The organism is Belnapia sp., assembly GCF_059504005.1.
Genome location: NZ_JCACHU010000157.1, coordinates 120375 through 141546 on the forward strand (window position 1 = coordinate 120375; position 21172 = coordinate 141546).

General features: G+C 72.5%; 18 protein-coding genes. 10 read left to right on the top strand and 8 right to left on the bottom strand.

Translation table 11 applies throughout. The features are described 5' to 3' along the window. The first annotated feature begins 58 nt into the window (after nt 1-58). A complete protein-coding gene (gene rpmG, locus AC5JJ1_RS23750; RefSeq protein WP_043342217.1) occupies nt 59-226 on the top strand; it encodes a 50S ribosomal protein L33 in 168 nt (55 codons plus the stop codon). Nucleotides 227-286: 60 nt separating this feature from the next. Here rpmG and AC5JJ1_RS23755 read toward each other — a convergent pair whose 3' ends face one another. Together AC5JJ1_RS23755 and AC5JJ1_RS23760 are read right to left on the bottom strand one after the other, a co-directional pair. Next, nucleotides 287-1666: a PleD family two-component system response regulator gene (locus AC5JJ1_RS23755; protein ID WP_495787587.1), complete on the bottom strand. Its 1380-nt coding sequence runs from the start codon at nt 1664-1666 to the stop codon at nt 287-289. Nucleotides 1667-2144: 478 nt separating this feature from the next. Next, nucleotides 2145-3329, bottom strand: a complete 1185-nt coding sequence (locus AC5JJ1_RS23760) for a pyridoxal-phosphate-dependent aminotransferase family protein (RefSeq protein WP_495787588.1) — start codon at nt 3327-3329, stop codon at nt 2145-2147. Nucleotides 3330-3455: 126 nt separating this feature from the next. Between AC5JJ1_RS23760 and AC5JJ1_RS23765 the strand changes: the two genes are divergently transcribed. The 8 genes from AC5JJ1_RS23765 (at nt 3456) to AC5JJ1_RS23800 (ending at nt 12410) form a co-directional block, all read left to right on the top strand. Then, nucleotides 3456-6362: an FAD-binding and (Fe-S)-binding domain-containing protein gene (locus tag AC5JJ1_RS23765; protein ID WP_495787589.1), complete on the top strand. Its 2907-nt coding sequence runs from the start codon at nt 3456-3458 to the stop codon at nt 6360-6362. Beyond that, nucleotides 6359-6925, top strand: a complete 567-nt coding sequence (locus AC5JJ1_RS23770) for a DUF924 family protein (protein ID WP_495787590.1) — start codon at nt 6359-6361, stop codon at nt 6923-6925. The genes AC5JJ1_RS23765 and AC5JJ1_RS23770 overlap by 4 nt, the downstream gene beginning before the upstream one ends. A gap of 176 nt (nt 6926-7101) precedes the next feature. After that, nucleotides 7102-7842, top strand: coding sequence for a DUF1194 domain-containing protein (locus tag AC5JJ1_RS23775; RefSeq protein ID WP_495787591.1), 741 nt, complete (start codon nt 7102-7104; stop codon nt 7840-7842). A 42-nt stretch (nt 7843-7884) separates the two neighbouring features. Further along, entirely contained in the window at nt 7885-8838 is a 954-nt protein-coding gene (locus tag AC5JJ1_RS23780; RefSeq protein ID WP_495787592.1) for an NAD(P)/FAD-dependent oxidoreductase, read from the top strand. A gap of 65 nt (nt 8839-8903) precedes the next feature. After that, a complete protein-coding gene (locus AC5JJ1_RS23785; protein WP_495787593.1) occupies nt 8904-9170 on the top strand; it encodes a DUF3253 domain-containing protein in 267 nt (88 codons plus the stop codon). Then, nucleotides 9167-9616: a DUF1499 domain-containing protein gene (locus AC5JJ1_RS23790; protein WP_495787594.1), complete on the top strand. Its 450-nt coding sequence runs from the start codon at nt 9167-9169 to the stop codon at nt 9614-9616. Before AC5JJ1_RS23785 ends, AC5JJ1_RS23790 begins: the two co-directional genes overlap by 4 nt. Nucleotides 9617-9646: 30 nt before the next feature. Beyond that, the gene (locus AC5JJ1_RS23795; protein ID WP_495787595.1) at nt 9647-11377 is read left to right on the top strand and encodes an ABC transporter ATP-binding protein/permease; all 1731 of its coding nucleotides are present in this window, start codon (nt 9647-9649) and stop codon (nt 11375-11377) included. Between the two features lie 55 nt (nt 11378-11432). Continuing rightward, nucleotides 11433-12410 carry a YihY/virulence factor BrkB family protein gene (locus tag AC5JJ1_RS23800; protein ID WP_495787596.1) on the top strand — a complete coding sequence of 326 codons (978 nt, stop codon included), beginning with the start codon at nt 11433-11435 and terminating at the stop codon, nt 12408-12410. 3 nt (nt 12411-12413) lie between these two features. On the opposite strand, the gene recQ is transcribed toward AC5JJ1_RS23800, so the two are convergent. From recQ to cydD, 5 genes are all read right to left on the bottom strand, one after another. Next, nucleotides 12414-14249 (bottom strand): DNA helicase RecQ, encoded by a 1836-nt coding sequence (gene recQ / locus AC5JJ1_RS23805; protein WP_495787597.1) that lies wholly within the window; start codon nt 14247-14249, stop codon nt 12414-12416. A 60-nt stretch (nt 14250-14309) separates the two neighbouring features. Further along, a complete protein-coding gene (locus tag AC5JJ1_RS23810) occupies nt 14310-14699 on the bottom strand; it encodes an OmpA family protein (protein ID WP_495787598.1) in 390 nt (129 codons plus the stop codon). Between the two features lie 149 nt (nt 14700-14848). Then, on the bottom strand, nt 14849-15808 hold the full coding sequence (locus AC5JJ1_RS23815) for a radical SAM protein (RefSeq protein ID WP_495787599.1): 960 nt from the start codon (nt 15806-15808) through the stop codon (nt 14849-14851). Between the two features lie 17 nt (nt 15809-15825). Next, nucleotides 15826-17466 (bottom strand): thiol reductant ABC exporter subunit CydC, encoded by a 1641-nt coding sequence (gene cydC / locus AC5JJ1_RS23820; RefSeq protein ID WP_495787600.1) that lies wholly within the window; start codon nt 17464-17466, stop codon nt 15826-15828. Between the two features lie 4 nt (nt 17467-17470). Beyond that, nucleotides 17471-19141, bottom strand: coding sequence for a thiol reductant ABC exporter subunit CydD (gene cydD / locus AC5JJ1_RS23825; RefSeq protein ID WP_495787601.1), 1671 nt, complete (start codon nt 19139-19141; stop codon nt 17471-17473). A gap of 90 nt (nt 19142-19231) precedes the next feature. Here cydD and AC5JJ1_RS23830 point away from each other — a divergent pair, with 90 nt between their 5' ends. After that, nucleotides 19232-20152 carry a polysaccharide deacetylase family protein gene (locus AC5JJ1_RS23830; RefSeq protein ID WP_495787602.1) on the top strand — a complete coding sequence of 307 codons (921 nt, stop codon included), beginning with the start codon at nt 19232-19234 and terminating at the stop codon, nt 20150-20152. On the opposite strand, the gene AC5JJ1_RS23835 is transcribed toward AC5JJ1_RS23830, so the two are convergent. Then, the gene (locus tag AC5JJ1_RS23835; RefSeq protein WP_495787603.1) at nt 20128-21123 is read right to left on the bottom strand and encodes a TRAP transporter substrate-binding protein; all 996 of its coding nucleotides are present in this window, start codon (nt 21121-21123) and stop codon (nt 20128-20130) included. The two genes, AC5JJ1_RS23830 and AC5JJ1_RS23835, sit on opposite strands and share 25 nt — an antisense overlap. Nucleotides 21124-21172 lie beyond the last annotated feature (49 nt).

Sequence of the window (21172 nt, forward strand, 5' to 3'; positions counted from 1 at the left end):
CGGCAGGGAGGGCTAGGTTGCGCCCCCTTCAGTCCTCGCGGGATATACGGGCTTCGCCATGGCCAAGTCGAACACCATCCAGATCAAGCTCGTCAGCAGCGCCGAAACCGGCTTCTTCTACGTGACCAAGAAGAACGTCCGGAACACCACGGGCAAGCTGGAACTCAAGAAGTACGACCCCGTCGCGCGCAAGCACGTCGTCTTCCGCGAAGCCAAGATCAAGTAGCACTGCCGCCGGCACCGGCGCAGCGGGGGGCGGGGCCGCGAGGCGCCCGCCCTCGCCGATTCAGGCCTTGCCCTCGGCCACTTCGGCGAATTCCTCGAGGCGGGCCTGCTCGACCCGGTTGCGGCCGCCCTGCTTCGCCCGGTAGAGGGCCGCATCCGCCGCCGCCACGGCCGCGTTGACGCTGGTGCCGGCGGTGGCGATGGCGAGGCCGAAGCTGGCGGTGATCGAGAGCGAAAGCCCGGCGATCTCGAAGGGATCGGCGGCGAGCGCCATGCGCAGCCGCTCCGCCACCATGGTGGCGTAGTCGGTCGGGGCGCCGGCCAGCACCACCATGAATTCCTCGCCCCCGTAGCGGGCGACCACATCCGCGGCGCGGAGGTGGGACTTCAGCCGCTTCGCCACCTCCTTCAGCGCCGCATCGCCGGCGGGATGGCCGTAATTGTCGTTGATCGCCTTGAAGCGGTCGACGTCCAGCAGCAGCACCGCCGCATCGGCCCCGCGCAGCACGCCCTCCATGTGACGGCGGACATAGCGGCGGTTGCGCAGCCCGGTGAGCGGATCGGTGACCGCCATCTCCAGCGAGCGGTCGAGATCGGCCCGCAGCCGCTCCTGGTAGCGCTTGCGGCGGATCTGGTTGCGGGCGCGGGCGCGCAGTTCGTTCGGGTCGATCGGGCGGAGGACGTGGTCGTTGGCGCCGAGGTCGAAGCCGCGCAGCACGAGCCCGCGCTGGCTGACATCGGCGGCAAGCAGCACCGGCAGGTCGCGCGTCACGCCCTGGGCGCGAAGGCGGGAGGCAAGGCGAAGCACATCGCCCCCCTCCCCCGGCAGGCAGAGCACGGCGAGGTCGAAATTACCGTCGACCAGGATGCGCCGAGCGGCCTCCGACTCGGTCGCCGTCTGCACCAGGACGCCATCGGCGCCGAGGATGGCGGCGACCTCGGCAGCCTCCCCCGCATGTTCGGACAGGACCATGACCTGGGCGCCGTCGATGTCCGGCGATGGGTCCGGCTGCGGCTCGAAGCCCAGGTCGCGGGCGGTGTCCGAGCGCAGGCGCCAGGCATCCTGCACCTGCTTCACCCGCAGCAGCGCGCGGAGGCGGGCGAAGAGCGTCGCGTCGTCGACCGGCTTCGACAGGAAGTCGTCCGCCCCGGCCTCGAGGCCGCGGACGCGCTCCACCGGGTCGATCAGGGCGGTGATCATGACGACGGGCATATGCGCCGTCGCGCCATTCTCCTTGAGACGGCGGCAGACCTCGTAGCCATCCATCCCCGGCATCATGACGTCGAGCAGGATGACGTCGGGCGACCAGCGGGTCGCCGTCGCCAGCGCCTCGGGCCCGGAAGCGGCGAGGGCGACCTCGTAATACTCGTTCAGCAACTTCGCCTCGAGCAGGCGGAGATTGGCGGCGATGTCGTCGACGACGAGGATGCGGGCGGTCATGCTGCGCCCCCGATGTCCTGCGGGCTCGGGCGCCGAGAAGGCATCTGCTGCTGCATTCCTCTTCGATCGCCTTCCACAGCCACACTTGCGCCGGCCCTTCCGGCTTGGCGCGAGCCAGTGGCGAGCGTCCGCCACCGCTTTTCCAACCACCCCTATATCACAGGGTCGCGGGGGCATAGAACCACTCGTCAGCTTGGGGAAAGGACGAGTTCCGCTCGCTCCCGCCGGCGGAAACGGGCGGGCCTGAAGGCGGCGGCTCACCGCGCCCGGCCAAGGCGGACGCGACTGCCCTTGCCTTCGGATGCTCGGCCTCAAGGCGCAGCCCGCTATCCGCCAGGCGGGCGGCTGCCCCCTCACCCTGCCAATGGATGAGGCAAGCCTGGCATGGCTCGCGAGGCCAAGCGCGGACCGAGGAGGCGCGGCCGGGCCGAGCGGCGGCGATCCGGGCCTGCGCCGATATGGTTCCTCGGTGACGTGGTCAGGCGTTGCCGTTGAGATAGGCCATCGCCGCCTGCACGCCGCCCGGCTTGTGCGGCACGCCGGCCGCCGCAAGCCCCATCTCCGCCCCGCCCAGCGTGCCGATCAAGGAAAGCGGGCCGAAATCGCCGAGATGGCCGATGCGGAAGACCCGGTCGTTCAGCCGGCCGAGGCCGTTGCCGAGGGACATGTTGAACCGTTCGAGGATCACGGCGCGGAGCGCATTGGCGCTGTGCCCCTCCGGCAGCCGCACCGCGGTCAGCGAGGAGGAATGATGCCGCGGATCCTCGCATTGGACCTCGAGGCCCCAGTGCCGGACGGCGCGGCGGGCCGCCTCGGCGAAGCGGTCGTGCCGGGCGAAGACGTTGTCGAGCCCCTCCTCGTTCAGCATGTCGACCGCGGCGTCGAGGCCGTAGAGAAGGTTGGTCGCCGGCGTATAGGGGAAGTAGCCGGTCTCGTTCGCCTTCAGCATCGGGTGCCAGTCCCAGAAGCTGCGCGGCAGCCGGGCCGTCTCGGTCGCCTTCAGCGCCTTGGCCGAGACGGCGTTGAAGGACAGGCCGGGCGGCAGCATGAGCCCCTTCTGCGAGCCGGCGACGGTGACGTCGACGCCCCACTCCTCGTGCCGGTAGTCGATCGAGCCGAGGGAGGAGATGGTGTCGACCAGCAGCAGCGCCGGATGGCCGGCGGCGTCGATGGCGCGGCGGACCTCCTCGATGCGGGAGGTGCAGCCGGTGCTGGTCTCGTTATGGACGACGCAGACGGCCTTGATGCCATGCGACTTGTCCTCGCGCAGCGCCGCCTCGATCGCCGCGACATCGGCGCCGCGGCGCCAGTCGGTCGGGATGAATTCCGGGCGGAGCTGCAGGCGCTCCGCCATCTCCCGCCACAGCGTCGCAAACCAGCCGGTCTCGCACATCAGCACCCGGTCGCCGGGCGAGAGGGTGTTGACCAGCGCTGCTTCCCACGCCCCCGTGCCGGAGGCGGGGTAGATCACGACCGGGCCCTCGGTCTTGAAGACGGTGCGCAGCTTCTCCAGGAGCTGGGCGCCGAAGCGGCCGAAATCCGGGCCGCGATGGTCCATGGTCGGGTTGTCCATGGCGCGGAGCACGCGGTCCGGCACGTTGGTCGGCCCTGGGATCTGCAGGAAATGCCGGCCGGCGACGGGGGAGGACTGGTAGTAGGCCATGCTCTGGTCTCCGCTCTTGGGGCGGGTATGCGCCCGATCCCTGCGCTTCCGCCAATGAGAAGGGCTTGTCGGATTGATGAGCATTATAGATCGGACAAGCATCCCGCCCAGGATTAGAAACCGCGCATGAACGCCTTCACCATCCCCAAGGACCGCATCGGCGACAGCCGTCTCGCCGACCGCCTGCGGCGCGAGACCCAGGGCGAGGTGCTCTGGAGCGCCGCCGATCGCGGCCGCTACGCGACCGATGCGAGCATCTACCAGATCGAGCCGGTCGGCGTGCTGGTCCCCCGCAGCATGGCGGATGTGGAGGCGGCGCTCTCGATCTGCCGCGAGGCCGGCGTGCCGGTGCTGCCGCGCGGCGGCGGGACCAGCCAGTGCGGCCAGACGGTGAACCGCGCGCTGGTCATCGACTGCACCAAGTACCTGAACCGCGTCCTCTCCGTCGAAGGCGACACCGTGCGGGTCGAGCCGGGGATCAGCCTCGGCGCGCTGAATGCGGCGCTGGCGGCTCGCCGGCAGTTCTTTCCCGTCGACCCCTCCACCTGGGCGCGCTGCACCATCGGCGGCATGGCGGGGAACAACTCGTGCGGCAGCAAGTCGATCCGCTACGGGCTGATGGCCGACAATGTCCACGCCATCGATGCGCTGCTTGCCGATGGCAGCCGCTTCCGCTTCGGCGAGCTGCCGGACAATCTCGGCGCCGATGTGCCGGCCGGCATCGCCGACCTCATCCAGCGGCTGCGGGCGCTCGGGGCGCGGGAGGCGGAGGAGATCGCCGCTCGCTTCCCCAACCAGCTCCGCCGCGTCGGCGGCTACAACATCGAGAGCCTGACGCCGGCGGCGCGGGCCGAGGGGCGCGGCAACCTGGCGCGCCTTCTAGTCGGCAGCGAGGGCACGCTCGCCTTCTCCGCCGCGCTCGACCTCAAGCTCTGGCCGGTGAAGCCGCGCAAGGCGCTCGGCATCTGCCAGTTCCCGAGCTTCCGGGCGGCCATGGCGGCCTCGCAGCACCTGGTTACCCTCGACCCGGAGGCAGTGGAGCTGGTCGACCGGACGATGATCGATCTCGGCCGCTCCATCCCGATCTTCCGCGGCACCATCGACCGGATCGTGCGCGGCGAGCCGGACAGCCTGCTCATCGTCGAGTTCCATGGGCAGGAGGATGCGCCGCTCGCCCGCAGCCTCGATGCGCTCGAGGAGATGATGGGCGACCTTGGCTATCCCGACAGCGTCGTGCGCTGCATCGACCCGGGCTTCCAGGCCGCGGTCGCCGAAGTGCGCGAGGCCGGCCTCAACATCATGATGAGCATGAAGGGCGACGGGAAGCCGGTCTCCTTCATCGAAGATTGCGCCGTCGCCCTGCCCGACCTCGCCGACTACACGGAGCGGCTGAACCAGGTCTTCGAACGGCATGGCACCCGCGGCACCTGGTACGCCCATGCGAGCGTCGGTTGCCTGCATGTGCGGCCGGTGCTGAACATGAAGGACCCGGGCGACGTGCGGCGGATGCGCGCCATCGCCGAGGAATGCTTCGCGCTCGTCCGCGAGTACAAGGGCTCCCACAGCGGCGAGCATGGCGACGGCATCGTGCGCTCCGAATTCAATGCGACGATGTTCGGGCCGCGCATCACCGCGGCCTTCGAGGAGGTGAAGGATGCCTTCGACCCCGCCGGCCTGCTGAATCCGGGCCGCGTCGTCCGCCCGCCGCGGATGGATGACCGCACGCTCTTCCGCTACGCTCCCGGCTACGCCGCCGATCCGGCGGTGCAGCCCGTGCTGGACTGGTCCGCCTGGCCCGGCCCGCAAGGCGGGCTGCTCGGCGCGGTCGAGATGTGCAACAACAACGGCACTTGCCGGAAATCCGATGCCAACGTCATGTGCCCGAGCTACCGAGCGACGCGCGACGAGGAGCATCTGACCCGCGGCCGGGCCAACACCCTCCGCCTCGCCCTGACCGGCCAGCTGCCCGGCGGCCTCGCCTCGGACGCGGTGCATGACGCGCTCTCGCTCTGCGTCTCCTGCAAGGGCTGCAAGCGCGAATGCCCGACCGGCGTCGACATGGCGAAGATGAAGATCGAGGCCATGGCCGCCCGCGCCCGCGAGCGCGGCATCAATGCCAAGGACCGCCTGATCGCCACCCTCCCCCGCTGGGCGCCCTTCGCCGCCATGCTGCCGGAGGCGGCGAATGCCCGGAACTGGATCCCTGGCCTGCCGCGCCTCGGCGAGCGGCTGCTCGGCCTCTCCGCCGAGCGCCGCCTGCCCCGCTTCCGCCGCGATGCCTTCCATAATGCGGAGCTGCCGGCGCCGGATGGGCGGGAGGGCGAAGTCATCCTCTTCCCCGATGTCTTCAACCGGTATTTCGAGCCGGAGAACCTGCGCGCCGCGGTGCGGGTGCTGCGTGCCGCCGGCTACCGCCCGGCCGTGGCGCGGCCGCCGCGCGGGTCGCGGCCGCTGGACGAGGGCCGCACCCTGCTCGCCGCCGGGCTCGTCGAGGAGGCGCGGGCCGAGGCGCGGCGGACCCTCGTGGCGCTCTCCCACTTCCCCTCGCCTGTCATCGGCATCGAACCCTCCTCGACGCTGACGCTGCGCGACGAGTTCCTCTCCCTGCTGCCGGGCGCGGAGTCGGAGGCGCTAGCGGCGCGCACCTCCCTCATCGGCGAGTTCCTGGCACGCGAAAAGCCGAAGCTCGCCCTGAAGCCGGTCGCCGCGGCGGCGCATGTGCACGGCCACTGCCATCAAAAGGCCTTCGCCGCCTTCTCGCCGGCCGTCGCCATGCTCAGCATGATCCCGGAGCTGAAGGTGGTGCCCATCGCCTCCTCCTGCTGCGGCATGGCGGGCAGCTTCGGCTACGAGGCGGCCAATCTCGAGGTCTCGAAGGCGATGGCGGAGCTCTCCCTGCTGCCGGCGGTCCGCAAGGTGCCGCAGGCAGAGCTGATCGTCGCCGACGGCACCTCCTGCCGGCACCAGATCCAGGATTTGGCGGGGCGCGAGGCGCTGCACGGCATCCGTGTGATGGAGATGGCGCTGGCATGATCGAGGCGGTGCTCGGCACCTGGTTCGGCGGCGACCGGGCCAGCTTCCAGCCCCGCTGGTTCCAGCGGGACGAGGAACTGGATGCCGCCTGCGGCCGCCTCGCCCAGCTGCTCGACGAGGCCGGATCCGGCGCTCTCGACGGATGGGCGGCGACGCCGCACGGGGCGCTCGCCCTCTGCCTGGTGCTCGACCAGTTCCCGCGCAACCTCCGCCGCGGCCGCGCCGAGGCCTTCGCCCTCGACCCGAAGGCCCAGGCCATCGCCCGGCAGGCGGTGCTGCGGGACGGGCTCGATTGGGCGCTGACGCCGACGGAGCGGTGCTTCCTCTACCTGCCCTTCGAGCATTCGGAGCGGATGGCGGACCAGGACCTGTCCGTCGCGCTCTTCGAAGGGCTGCGCGACGACCCGATCCACCGCGCCCCCGGCGGCGCCATCGACTTCGCCTGGCGGCACCGGGCGGTGATCCTCCGCTTCGGCCGCTTCCCGCATCGCAACGCCTCCCTCGGCCGCGCCAGCACGGTGGCGGAGGCGGCCTATCTCGCGGAACCCGGTGCGGGCTTCTGAGCCCTTAAGCTTCCATTCGGACCTTCGGCGCATGCTCACGCCACGGCGATGTTGCAGCGCAGCGTAAGTCCGCCCTATAATCGTTTGGTTTCGGGAAGGAAGGCGGTCACGGCCTCGCTTATCCATGCCGCGGATCGGGCGCGCTCAGTGCCCGTCCACGGCCAGAAGGGGGTCGTATGCGAAGACGCGATGTGCTGGGCGCAGCCCTGGCGATGCCTGCCATTCTCCGGGCCGGACAGGCCCGGGCCGCCACCCTGGTCGATGTGGAGCTCGTGCTGGCCGTCGATGTCAGCCGCTCCGTCGACCCGGAGGAGCAGGAGATGCAATTCGCCGGCTACGAGGCGGCCTTCCGCGATCCGCATTTGATCGAGGGCATCATGGGCGGCCCGGTCGGCGCCATCGCGGTGACGATGTTCACCTGGTCCGACTGGCACATCCAGAACACGGTCGTGCCCTGGATGCTCCTCGACGGCGCCGCCTCGGCCAACCGCTTCGCCGACGCCGTCGCCAAGGCGCCGCGGCAGACCTGGCTCTACACCTCGATCTCCGGCGCCATGGACTATGCGGCCCGCCAGTTCGGGCAGGGCTTCGAGGGCACCCGCAAGGTGGTCGACATCTCGGGTGACGGGGTGAACAATTCCGGCCGCGCCGTCGCCGACGCGCGGGCCGAGGCGCTGGCCCAGGGGATCGTGCTGAACGGCCTCGCCGTGCTCGACCGGACGCCGCAGCCGGCATCCCTCACGGCCGGGCTGCCGCCGCTCGACACCTATTACCGCGATCAGGTGATCGGCGGCCCCGGCGCCTTCCTGGTCGTCGCCGAGGGGTTCCAGGCCTTCGAGGCGGCGGTGCGCCGTAAGATCATCCGCGAGATCGCCGCCGTCCCGCAGCCGGGGCCGGCCATGGAGCGCTTCGCCTGAACCCCTTGCGGAACGGCATCAGATGGCCATTCCTGGCGGTGCATGACCCGAATCGCCATCCTCGGCGCCGGCCTCGCCGGCCTCGCCTGCGCCCGTGAGCTCGCCGCCCGCGGCGGCGCCGTCACCCTCTTCGACAAGGGGCGGGCGGCCGGCGGGAGGCTGGCGACGCGGCGTGCGGAGGTCGGCGGCCGCAGGCTGCAATGGGACCATGGCGCGCAGTACCTGACGGCGCGCGGGGCCGACTTTGCCGCGCTGCTGGCCGAAGCGGGCGCGCAGTCCTGGGGCGAGGCCGGGCGCTTCGTCGGCGTGCCCGGAATGTCGGCCCTGCCGCGGGCCCTGGCGGCGGGGCTCGACCTGCGGGCGGCGCGGCATGTGACGGCGCTGACGGGCGAGCCCGGTGCCTGGATGGTACGGCATCTCGACGCGGCACGGGTGCGGCCGGGCGCACCCCTGCCCGACGATGCGCCTGCGGAGGACGGGCCCTTCGAAGCGGTCGCCATCGCCTTGCCGCCGGCCCAGGCGGCGCCGCTGGTGGCGCGGCCGGCGCCGGGGCTGCGCGAGCGGATTGCTGCGGTCGGCCTCGCCCCCTGCTGGACCGTGCTGGCGGCCTTCGAGGCACGGCCCGACTGGCCGGAGACGCTTCGCCCCGAAGCCGGCCCCGTCGGCTGGCTGGCCCGGGACAGCGGCAAGCCGGGGCGGGCTGCCTCGACCGAATGCTGGGTGATCCAGGGCTCGCCGGGCTGGTCCCGCGCCCATCTCGAGGCGGAGGCGGCCGCTATCGGCCCTGCCCTGCTCGCCGCGCTGCCGCCGGCCCCAGCCCCGATCCACCTCCAGGCCCATCGCTGGCGCTATTCCCTGGTCGAGCAGCCGCTCGGCGAGCCCTGCCTCTGGCTGCCGGAGGCGCGGCTCGGCCTCGCGGGCGACTGGTGCCTGGCCGGGCGGGCGGAGGCCGCCTTCGACAGCGGCCGGGCGCTGGCCGCGGCCATCCTCGGCTGAGTGGAGGAAAGGTGGCGCAAATCCAAGCTGACAGCGGCGCAGGCGGCCCTATGGTGCCGGCCAGCATGACCACCGACCCAGACCAGGCCAGCATCGCGGCCGAGATCCTCCGCCAGACCGCCGACCGCGGCGCGGAGAAGTCCATATGCCCGAGCGAGGTGGCGCGCGCCCTCGCAGGGGAGGAGGAATGGCGCCCGCTGATGGGCCGCGTCCGCCAGGCGGCGATTGCCCTCAGCCGGGAGGGCTCGGTCGAGATCCTCCGCAAGGGCAAACCGGTGCCGCCCGAGAAGGTTCGCGGCGTGATCCGCCTGCGCCGGCGCGGCGAGGCATGAGCGCGCCGATCGGGGCGCTCTTCGGCACCGGCGCGGGCGGGCTGCCGCCGGCCGAGCCGGTCGACTTCGCCCGCCTCACCCTGCCGGCCTCGCCCAATACCTGCCTCGCCGCGCCGCCGGGCGGGCACCCCCAGGCCCACATCACCGTCCCGCCGCTGCCGGTCGACGCCGCGACGGCCTGGCCGGTGCTGCGGCGCCTCGGCGATGGCTTCCCCCGCACCACCCTGATCCGCGACTGGCCGGAGCGGCGCCAGGCGCAATGGGTGGAGCGCTCGGCGCTGATGAACTACCCGGACATCGTCGCCGCCGAACTGGTCCCCAGGCCGGGCGGCGCCGGGCTGTTCCTCTATTCGCGCAGCCTCTTCGGCTGGTCCGATCTCGGGGCGAACCGCCGCCGGGTGGAGCGCTGGCTCGCCGCGCTCGATGCGGCGCTGCGCCGCCGCTGATTCCCCCCTCCCTACTCCGGAGTGCCTGCCATGCGCCGCCTCGGCCATTTCCTCTCCGATGCCTGGGCCCTGGCAGGCCCCTACTGGCGAAGCGAGGAACGCTGGCGGGCCCGGCTGCTGCTCGGCGTCGTCGTCGTCCTGAACCTCTCCCTGGTCGGGATGAGCGTGCTGCTCAGCTACTGGAACCGGGAATTCTTCAACAGCCTGCAGGAGAAAAACGCCGAGGCCTTCTGGGCGCTGCTCTTCTGGTGGCGGCAGACCGACAGCGGGCCGATGCCGGGCTTCGTCTTCGTCGCCGCGCTCTACATCCTGATCGCGGTCTATGCGCTCTACCTCCGCCAGGCCTTGCAGATCCGCTGGCGGTCCTGGCTGACGCGGGAGGTGCTGGACCGATGGCTCGCCGACCGCGCCTATTACCGCGTGGCGCTGACCGACCCAGGCACCGACAACCCGGACCAACGCATCGCCGAGGATCTCCGGCAATTCGTCGACAACACCCTGGCCCTCGGGCTCGGGCTGATGCGCTCGGTCGTCACGCTGTTCAGCTTCATCCTGGTGCTCTGGGGGCTGTCGGGGCCGGCGACGATCTTCGGCATCACCATCCCCGGCTACATGGTCTGGGTGGCGCTGGCCTATGCGGTGGTGGGGACAGGCCTCGCCCATCTCGTCGGCCGCAGCCTGATCCGGCTTAATTTCCAGCAGGAGCGGGTGGAGGCAGACTTCCGCTACGCCCTGGTGCGGCTGCGCGACAATGCCGAGGGCATCGCCCTCTATGGCGGCGAGGCGGACGAGAAGCGCGGGCTGCGCGAGCGCTTCGGCGCGGTGATGGGGAATTGGTGGTCGATCATGGTCGCCACCAAGCGCCTCACCTTTTTCACCAACGGCTATGCCCAGGTGGCAATCATCTTCCCCTTCGTGGTCGCGGCGCCGGCCTATTTCGCCGGGCGCATTCCGCTCGGCGGCCTCACCCAGACCTCGGGCGCCTTCTCCGAGGTGCAGGGGGCGCTGTCCTGGTTCGTCGACAACTACGCCACGCTGACGGAATGGCGTGCCACGGTGCTCCGCATCCGCGGCTTCCTGGGCGCGATCGAGGCGGCGCGGGCGGCGGCGGGCACGGGCATCCAGGCCGTGCAGGATGGCGGCGGGGCGCTGGTGCTGGAGGACGTGACCCTTGGCCTGCCCGACGGCCGGGTGCTGATCCAGGATGCCGAGGCGCGGATCGAGCCGGGCGAGGCGGTGCTCATCGCCGGCCCTTCGGGCAGCGGCAAGTCGACGCTGTTCCGCGCGCTCGCCGGGCTCTGGCCCTTCGGCCGCGGCCGGGTCCATGTGCCGGCGGGGGACGCGCTGTTCCTGCCGCAGCGGGCCTACCTGCCGCTCGGCACGCTGCGCCGGGCGGTCTGCTACCCGCGCGATGCGGCCGAATTCACCGACGCCGAGGTGCGCGAGGCGCTGGAGACCGCAGGCCTAGGCCATCTCGCGGAACGGCTCGACCAAGCGGATGCCTGGGACCGGCATCTCTCCGGCGGCGAGCAGCAGCGGGTGGCGCTGGCCCGCGCCCTGCTACTGAAGCCGCGCTGGCTCTTCCTCGACGAGGCGACGGCGAGCCTCGACCCGGAGGCGGAGGCCCGGTTCTACGAGCTGCTGAAGGAGTGGCTGCCGGGCACTGCCCTCGTCTCCATCGCGCACCGTCCGGCTGTCGCCCGGTATCACAGCCGGGCGCTCCGGGTGCGCGACGGGCATCTCGCCGCCGCGCCGGCGTGACGCCGCGCAACCCTTTCCGCCTGCGGATGTTTGTCCGGCGGCGGGAGTTGGGTGGATGCTGAACCGGATCTGGGCGCTGCTGCGCGCGAGCGTCGAGGGCTATATCGAGGACGAGGCGATGAGCCGCGGCGCGGCCATCGCCTACTACACCGTCTTCTCCATCGCGCCTCTGCTGGTGATCGCCACCGCCATCGCCGGCATCTTCTTCGGCGAGGATGCGGTGCGCGGCGCGATCTCGGAACAGCTCCGCGGCCTGCTCGGGAGGACCGGGGCGGAGACGGTGGAGGCGATGGTCCGCGGCGCGGGCAACCTCACCTCCGGCACCATCGCCACGGTCATCGGCGTCGTCACCCTGCTGCTGACGGCGAGCGGCGTCTTCGGCGAGCTGCAGACGGCGCTGAACGCCATCTGGCGGGCCCAGCCGCCCGAAGGGGGTGCGGTGACGCGGCTGATGCGGGCCAAGCTCGCCAGCCTCGGCCTGGTGGCGGCGACGGGCTTCCTGCTGCTGGTCTCGCTGATCGCCAGCACGGTGCTTTCGGCCCTCATTACCTGGTTCGGCGACCAGCTGCCGGAGCGGGTGATGCTGCTGGGCGCCGCCAATTTCGTCCTGTCCTTCCTGATGGTCACCATCCTCTTCGCCGCCATCTACAAGATCCTGCCGGACCGCGAGATCGGCTGGCGCGATGTCGCGGTGGGCGCGCTGGTCACGGCCTTCCTCTTCACCCTCGGCAAGACGCTGATCGGCTGGTATGTCGGCAGCAGCCATGTGGCGACGAGCTACGGCGCCGCGGGTGCGCTGATGGTGGTGCTGCTCTGGGTCTACTACTCGGCGCAGGTCTTCCTGCTGGGTGCCGAGTTCACCCGGGCCTGGGCCGGGCTGCAGGGAAGCCCCGCGGGCCAGGCGGCCATGGCCGAGGCGCCGCACCATCGCGGGCGGGACCGCCGCGCGCAGAAGCGGGCCGAGACCGGGCATTTCCTCGGCGGCGCCGCGGCCATGGCGGTGGTGATGGCGATGCTCCGGCGCAAGAAGTAACCCTCAGCCGACCTCGCGCACCACGCGCAGCACCGAGTCCGCATAGCGCTCGAGCTTGCTGCGCCCGACGCCCGGGATCATCGCCAGCTCCTCCGCATCCTGCGGCCGGCGCTCGGCGATGGCGGCCAGCGTGTCGTTCTGGAAGATGACATAGGCCGGCACGCCCTGCTCGGAGGCCTCGCGCTTGCGCCAGGCGCGGAGCGCATCGAACAGCGCGTCGCCGGCCATGGCGGGCTCGGCGCTGCGGCCGCGCTCGCGCGGGCTCGGCGTGGTCAGCGTCTCGGCGCGGAGCATCACCTTCTCCTCGCCCTTGAGGATCGGGCGGGCGGCCTCGGTCGGCACCAGCTCGCCATGGTTCTCGACGGCGACGTCGAGCGCGCCGCGGGCGACGAGCTGCCGCGCCACGCCGCGCCAGGCGAGGTCGGACAGGTCGGCGCCGATGCCGAAGGTCTTGAGCTGGTCATGCGAGAACTGCGCGACCTTCGGCGTCAGCTTGCCGCGCAGCACGTCGACCACATGGCCGAGGCCGAAATGCCCGCCCGAGGGCAGCCGGGTGCGCAGCACGGCGCTCAGCAGCTTCTGCGCCGGGATGGTGCCGTCGAAGAGGCGCGGCGGGTTGCGGCAGACATCGCAGGCGCCGCATTGCTCCGTCGCCTGCTCGCCGAAGCAGCGGAGCAGGATGCGCCGCCGGCAGGTGGCCGCCTCGGCGATCGAGACCATCGCCTCCAGCCGCGCCCGCTCGATGCGCTTCTGCTCCGGGGTTGCCGGACTTTCCTCGATCCGGTGGCGGGCGAGGGCGATGTCGCCGGCGCCGTAGAGCAGCAGGGCGCGCGCCGGCAGCCCGTCGCGCCCGGCGCGGCCGATCTCCTGGTACCAGCTCTCCGGCGAGCGCGGCAGGTCGAGATGGGCGACCCAGCGCACGTCCGGCCGGTCGATCCCCATACCGAAGGCGATGGTCGCCGCCATGATGACGGCATCGCCGCGGGCGAAGCGGCGATGCGCCTGGCGCTTCGCCTCCCCCTCCATGCCGGCATGGAAGCAGAGCGCGTCATGGCCGTCGGCGCGGAGCCACTCGGCGGTCTGCTCGGTCTTGGCGCGGCTGCCGCAATAGACGATGCCGGCCCCCGCGCCGTCGCCCGCCGCCTTGACGAAGGCGCGGAGCTGCGCCCGCTCCTGCTCGCGGGGCTCGGCGCTGATGAAGATGTTCGGCCGGTCGAAGCCGCCGCGGAAGACCGGGCTCTCGGCGAGGCCGAGCTGCGCGCGGATGTCCTCGACGGTGCGCGGGTCGGCGGTCGCGGTGAGCGCGAGGCGCGGCACGCCCGGGAAACGCTCGGCCAGCAGGCCGAGGCCGCGATACTCGGGGCGGAAGTGATGGCCCCACTGGCTGACGCAATGCGCCTCGTCGATGGCGAAGAGGGCGAGCGGCCGACGGGCGAGGAAGTCGAGCGTGCCCTCCAGCGTCAGCCGCTCTGGCGAGATGTAGAGCAGCTTGACCGCGCCGCGGCCGAGGTCGCGCTTCACCTCCCGCGCTTCCTCCTCCGGCAGGTCGGAGTGCAGGGCGGCGGCGGCGACGCCCTGCTGGCGGAGCGCCGTAACCTGGTCCTCCATCAGCGCGATGAGCGGCGAGACGACGACGCCGAGCCCCTCGCGGCACAGCGCCGGCACCTGGAAGCAGAGCGACTTGCCGCCGCCTGTCGGCATGAGCACGAGGCCCGAGCCGCCCGCCATCACATGGCGGACGATCTCCTCCTGGCGGCCGCGGAAACCGGGATGGCCGAAGACCCGATGCAGCAACTCGGCTGGGTCGGCAACAGCCCCCGGATGGGTCGGGGACTCCATGACATCGGGCATGCCGCCTACATGGCACGGGCCGGAGCCGCCGTCAGCTATTGTTGCGGATCAGCTGCCGAGAAGGATCTCGACGCGTCGGCTCTCGGTCGGGATCATCTCGTAGGAGACCGGGCCGCGCGGCTCGATGCGGATCCGGCTGCGGTCGATGCCCGCGGCCACCAGCACATCGGCGACGTTGCGGGCCCGCGCCTCGGCGAGGCTGCGGTTGAAGCCGGCGCTGCCCTCGGGCGCGGTGAAGCCGCGGATGCGGATCGGGGCCGAGGGGCTTGCCTTGGCGCGCTCCGCCAGTTCCGAGACGAGGCTCACCGCATTCTCGTCCAGCGCGGCGCTGTCGGTGGTGAAGAAGACGACGCTGCGCGAGGCCGGCGCCTGGCCGGGCATCTGGCAGGCGGCCACCAGCAGCATCGGCACGGCAGCGAGGAAGGGACGGCGACGCATGCGACCACTCTAGGGGCGATGTGACGGATCGGCGCGCTTTTCAACCGGAAGCTGCGAAGCGGGTCGATGATGCAACCTGAACCGGCTTGGTTCTCGCATGGCGGCGGGCGCCCTGCCACATCACATTCCGGCGGGTGCGATACGCCCCCTCACCGCGAGCAGGCTGCGCCGCCGAGGACGCAGAAACGCGCGCAATGCGGGTGGTTCAGTGCCACCGGGCGAGACGCCTCGGCCAGCGTCCCGCCGAGCTCGAATTGCGGGTCGTAAGGCAGCAGCGTGCAGGCGAGCACGGCCGGCGTCGCGGCGCCGCGGCGCTTCACCAGCATGCGGGAGGAGGCGCACATCATGCTGTCGGGCGACTTGCCGAGGATGCCCCAGCAGGCGGTGGTGATCTCCGGCACGTCGACCGCCGCATCCATCTCCGGGAAGAGCATGAGCTCCACCGGATCATGGGCGTCGATCGGGATGCCATGCTCGGCAAAGAGGGCGGCGAAGCCGGCGCGCATCGCCGCCTCCGCCTCGCCGCCGAAGGAGGCGCGGCCGGCGACATGGACGCGGCAGCCCGCCCGCGCCAGCCAGGCCAGCCCGTCGAGGGCGATGGCGAAGCTGCCCTCCTGCCGCTCCAGGTCGTGCAGCACCGCGCCGTAATGGTCGAGGCTGACGCGAAGGGTCAGCGCCTCGCCATACCGCTCCTGCAGCGAGAGCAGCGCCGGGGCATGGTTGCGCATCGGCTTCATCGCATTGGTCAGGACCAGGGCGCGATGGCCGCGGGACAGCGCGTCCTCCAGCATCACCGGAAGGTCGCGGTTGAGGAAGGGCTCGCCGCCGGTGAAGCCGATCTCCTCCACCGGAAGGCGGTCCCGCGCGATCTCGTCTAGGAAGGGACGAAGCTCGGCGGCGGTGATGTAGACGAGCGAGTCGTTGCGCGGGCTGCTCTCGATGTAGCAGTTGCTGCAGGCGATGTTGCAGAGCGTGCCGGTATTGACCCAGAGGGTGCGCAGCCCGGCCAGGGCCACGGTGGCGCGGCGCTCGCCCTTCGCCGTCACCTGCGGATCGCGGAACTTGGCAGGGTCGAGCGGCGTCGGGGCGGTCGGCGCGATCACGGACATTGCGGGTAGATGGTCCCTTAGCCGGCGGCCGGCAAGGCGCGTCCGCCGGCGAGGCGGATGATGCGGGTCGGCCGCTCGGCCCCGGTCAGGCGATGGGCGATGAGGATGACGGTGCGGCCGGCCGTCACCTCCTCCAGGGTCTCGAGGAAGGCGCGCTCGGTTTCGGCGTCGAGGCCGGCCGTCGGCTCGTCGAGGATCAGCACCGGCGCCGCCGAGAGCAGCACGCGCGCCAGGGCCAGCCGCCGCGCCTGGCCGCCGGAGAAGCGCGCCCCGCCCTCGCCGCACCGGGTCTCGAGCCCTTCCGGCAGGGCGCGGACCAGCGCGCCGATGCCGGCCCGGTCGAGCGCCCGCCAGAGCGCCGCCTCGGGCGCGAGCGGTGCGGCGAGGCGGAGATTGGCGGCGATGCTGTCGTCGAAGAGGCGCGCATCCTGGCTGAGGCAGGCCACACGCCGGCGGACATCCTCGGCGGCGAGGCTGGAAAGGTCGGTGCCGCCAAGGGTGATCCGCCCGTCCTGCGGCGCCGCGAGCTTCAGGAGCAGGGCGGCGAGCGTCGACTTGCCGATGCCGCTCGGCCCGAGCAGGGCAAGCCGGGTCCCCTCGGGCAGGTCGAGGTCGAGCCCGTCGAAGACCGGCGGGCGGTCGGGGGTCCAAGCGAAGCGGAGGCCCTCGATGCGGATGGCATGGCCCTCCGGCGGCGCGGCGGGGCGGTCCGGCTCGGCCAGGGGCGGCGGGGCATCGGCGGCCTCCAGCAGGCGGCGCGCGCCGGCGGCGGCGGCGGCGAGCGCCGTGCCGGCCCGGGGCAGGATGCCGGTCGTCTCCGCCGTGGCGAGCACGAGGAAGAGCGCCAGCACCGTCATCCCCGGTGCCCCGCCACCCAGCCCCCAGGCGAGGGCGGCCAGCAGCGCGGCTTGGCCGAGCACCGTGCCGCCGGCCCCGGCGAGGGCGGCGCGGGCCGCCAGCCGGCGCTGCGCCCGGCCGAGATTCCGCGCCTCCGCAGCCAACGTGGCGCCGGCCAGCCCCTCGGCATTGGCGGCGAGCGTATCCTCGATGCCGATCAGCGGGTCGACCGCCGCGGCCCGCAGCCGCCCCTGCGCCTCGGCTGCCTCGGCCGCGGCGCGGGCGGCGCCGGGCGCGAGCAGCAGCGGCAGGGCGAGGGCAAGGGCCAGCGGCAGGGCGACGGCGGCGGCCAGCAGAGGCTGCCCGGCGAGCAGCACCACCACCACCAGCACCAAAGCAACGGCGGCGGCGACCGGGACCATGACCTTCAGGTAGAGTCCGTCGAGCGCCTCCACATCCGCCACCAGCCGGGCGAGCAGGTCGCCGGAACGCCGGAGGCCGATCCCGGCCGGCAGCCGCTCGGCCAGGCGGCGGAAGAACCAGACGCGAGTATCGGCCAGCGCGCGGAAGGTCGCGGCATGGGTCGCCATGCGCTCGGCCCAGCGGGCGGCAGGGCGGAGGCCGATCAGCGGCTTGAGCAGGAAGAAGGAGACGGCCGCGGCGACCGCGGCACCGCCCAGCGCATCGGCCACCGCCTGGCCGGCGAGCGCCAGCAGCGCGGCGCCGATCAGGGCGGAGAGGATGGTGACGCCGAGGCCGGCGGCGAGCCAGCCGCGCCGCCCGCGCCAGAGGCCGAGGATGCGGAGAAGGTCGGCGGTCATGGCGCTACCCCTGGGCCAGCCGCGCGCTGCCCGCGGCGCGGCCGCCGCTGATCTCGAGAACCCGGCCGAGCCGGGCGCGGGCGGCCGCGGAATGGGTGGCGATGATGGCGGTGCGGCCCATGCAGAGGCGGTGCAGGCTCTCGATCACCTCGGCCTCCGTGCCGGGGTCGAGATGGGCCGTTGGCTCGTCGAGCAGGACGAGCGGCGTGTCGCGCAGGAAGGCGCGGGCCAGCGCCACCCGCTGCGCCTGGCCGCCCGAGAGGCCCCACCCCCCCTCGCCCACCAGCGTGTCGAGCCCCTGCGGCAGGCCGGCCGCGAAATCCAGCACGCGGGCGGCTGCGGCCGCGGCCTCCACTTGCTCGGCCGAGGCCTCGGGCCGGGCGAAGCGGATGTTGTCGCGGATCGAGGCGCGGAAGAGATGCGGCTTCTGCCCGATATAGGAGGATAGGCGACGCAGCTCGGCCGCCCTGAGCGCCAGCGCGTCCTGCCCGTTGATGGCGATGCGCCCTGCATCCGGCCGGTTGAAGCCCATCAGCAGGCGGAGCACGGAGGACTTCCCGGCCCCGGATGGTCCCGCCAGCACCAGCGTCTCCCCAGCATTCACCCGGAAGGACAGCCCGTCGAGGGCGGGCGGCCGGGCCGGGTCGTAGGTCAGCCGGACATCGGTGAAGGTGACGACGATGCGGGGCGGCATCTCCTCGAGGCGGAGGCCGCCCTCCTCCTCGGCCAGCAGCAGGGGCGCCAGCGCCGCGGCGGCGCCGGCGGCGGACAGGCGCTCGTGATAGGCGGCGGCGAAGCTCCGTAGCGGCGCGAAGAAGGCCGGCACCAGCAGCAGGCAGAAGAGCCCGGCGGCCGGGTCGCCGCCCTCGAGCGCGCCATGCCGCCAGGCGATGCAGGCGAGCGCGAGCGCCGAGAGCAGCTCCAGCGCCGTGCCGGAGAGGAAGGCGACACGCAGCACCGTCATGGTCCGCTGCCGCAGCTCGTCGGCCGCCTTGCCGAGCGCCTCCGCCTCCGCCTCCTGCCGGTTGAAGAGCACGAGGGTCGGCAACCCCCGCATCCGGTCGAGGAAGCGGCCGGACAGGCGTTCCAGCGATTCGAACTGGCGCCGGCTCGCCTGGGCGGCGCCGATGCCGGTCAATGCCATCGCCACCGGGTAGAGCAGGCCGGCGATGGCCAGCAGCAGGCCGCTGCGCGGATCGGCGGTGCTGGCGGCGGCGATGACCATCAGCGGCGCGAGCAGGGCCAGCATCGCGGCCGGCAGCCAGCGGCCGAAATAGCCGTCGAGCGCCTCCACCCTGTCGACCGCGAGGGAGGCCGCCTCGCCGACGCCACGCGGCGCGGCCGGCCCGGCCGCGAGCAGCCGCGCGAAGGCGAGGTCGCGGAGGCGGGTGCGCGCCGCCTCGCCGGCGGCAAGCTGCGCGCGTTCCTGGGCCAGGCCGAGCGCAGCGCCGAGCACGGCCAGTGCCGCGGCGGCGGCGAGTTCCGCCCAGCCGGCGCCGGGGCTGCCGAGCAGGGCGGCAAGCAGCCGCGCGACCAGCCAGATCGTGCCCAGGGCGCAGGCGGTGGCGGCCACGCCCAGGAGGACGGGCAGCAGGACGCGGCCGCGAAGGGCCCGGGATTCGCGGCGCAGCAGGGCGCGCGCTGCGTCCTGGCGGCCAGCCGAGGGGGAAGCCATGACGCATATTAGGGTGGCGCCGAGGCTTCGTCACCTTGCAGTGCCGCAAAGTGCCGGGCAGATGGGGGCAAACCGCATCGGGTGCCCATCATGCTGCCGAGCCATGGCCGTTACGACTACCGCCCCTGGCCCGGGCGGCCGCGTTACGCCTGGCCGGGCGGGGCCGGGCTTGCGGTCTATCTCGGCGTCAATCTCGAGCATTTCGCCTTCGGCGAGGGCCTGGGGGCGGAGCTGGCGCCGGGCGGGCCGCAGCCGGACGTGCTGAATTTCGCCTGGCGGGACTACGGCAACCGCGTCGGCGCCTGGCGGCTGATCGAGCTGCTGGACGCCCTCGACCTGCCGGCGACGGTGCTGCTCAACAGCGCGATGTACGACTACGCCCCGCAGCTGGTCGCGGCGCACCGCGCGCGGGGCGACGAGATCGCCGGGCATGGGCGGACCAACAGCGAGCGGCAGTCGATGCTCGATGCGGGGCCGGAGCGGGCGCTGATCGCGGAGAGCACGGCCGCCATCCTGGCGCATGAGGGGGCGGCGCCGCGCGGCTGGCTCTCGCCCTGGATCGCCGAGAGCCGCGTGACGCCCGACCTGCTGGCCGAGGCCGGCTACCGCTACACGCTGAACTGGTGCATGGACGACCAGCCGGTCTGGATGCAGACGAAGGCCGGACGGCTGCTCGCCATCCCCTATCCCCAGGAGGTGAACGACATCCCCTCCATCGTGGCCCGCAAGGACGGCGCCGAGCGGTTCGCCGCCATGGTGCTGGCCGATTTCGCGGAGCGGCTGGAGCAGGTGGCGCGCGACGGCATCCCGCAGGTCATGGGGATCGCGCTGCATCCGTACATCATCGGCCAGCCCTACCGGGCTGCGGGCGCTGCGCGGGGCGCTCTCGGCCATCGCGGCGCGGCGGGGCGAGGCGTGGATCACCACCGCCGGCGCCATCTACGACCATGTGGCGGCGCTGCCCGAAGGCAGCGTCGCCTGAGCGCCTACTGGCGGAGCAGGGCGCGGTAGCGCTCCAGCATCGCCCGTCCGTCCGGCCCGGCCTTGGCGAGCCATTCCTCCTCCTGCCGCGCGCCAATGGCGCGGAGGCCGGACATGAGGGTCTCGCTCGGCACCGGGGTCTGCATGCCCTGGGCCTGGAGGCGGGCCGTCATCTGCTGCTCGGAGGCCTGGGACGCCTCCAGGCCACGTGCTGCGGCACGCTCGGCGGCGGCCGCGATGGCGGCCTGGGTGGCGGCGTCGAGCGAGCGCAGCGCCCGGGTATTCGCCACCACCACGTTCCGCGTCAGGGTGAAGCCGATATTGTAGAAGTACTTCGAGTAGTCCCAGGCGGCGCTGTCGACGCCGGTCTGGGCGCTCGTCACCATGGCGGTGGCGATGCCGGTGGCGAAGGCCTGCGGGATGTCGGCCGCCTGCACCAGCACTGGCGTCGCGCCCAGCAGCTCCGCCATGCGGGCGATGATCGGCGTCTGCGCGCGGAAGCGGCTGCCCTTCAGGTCCTCGATGCTGCGCAGCTCGGTGCGGCTGTAGAGGCCCTGGCTCGGCCAGGGGACCAAGTAGAGCGCTGTCAGCCCCTGGCGCTCCAGCCGGGCGCGGATGGCGGGCTCGATCGCCTGGCCGAGGGCGCGGCCCTCCGCCCAGTTGCTGGCGAGGAAGGGGATGAAGTCGACCTCGTAGACAGGGTCCTCGTTGCCATAGGCGCCGAGGAGGAACTCGCCGAGCTGGATCTGCCCGGTCTGCACGCCGCGCTTGATCTGTGTCAGCGGCATCAGCGAGGCATTGGTGTGGAGTTGGACGGCGAGCTTGCCCGGCGCCGCCGCCTCGATGTCGGCGAGGAAGGCGCGCACGGTCTGGGTGTGGAAATTCGCGTCCGGATAGGCGGTGGCCATGACCCAGCGGGTCTGGGCGGGGGCTGGCCCGGCCCCCAGCGGCGCAAGCATGGCGACGAGCGCGGCGAGGGCCGCGGTGACGAGTCGGTGCATGCCGCTCCTCCCTGTTGCAGGTGGGCCGTGAGCGCGTCCTTCCCATATC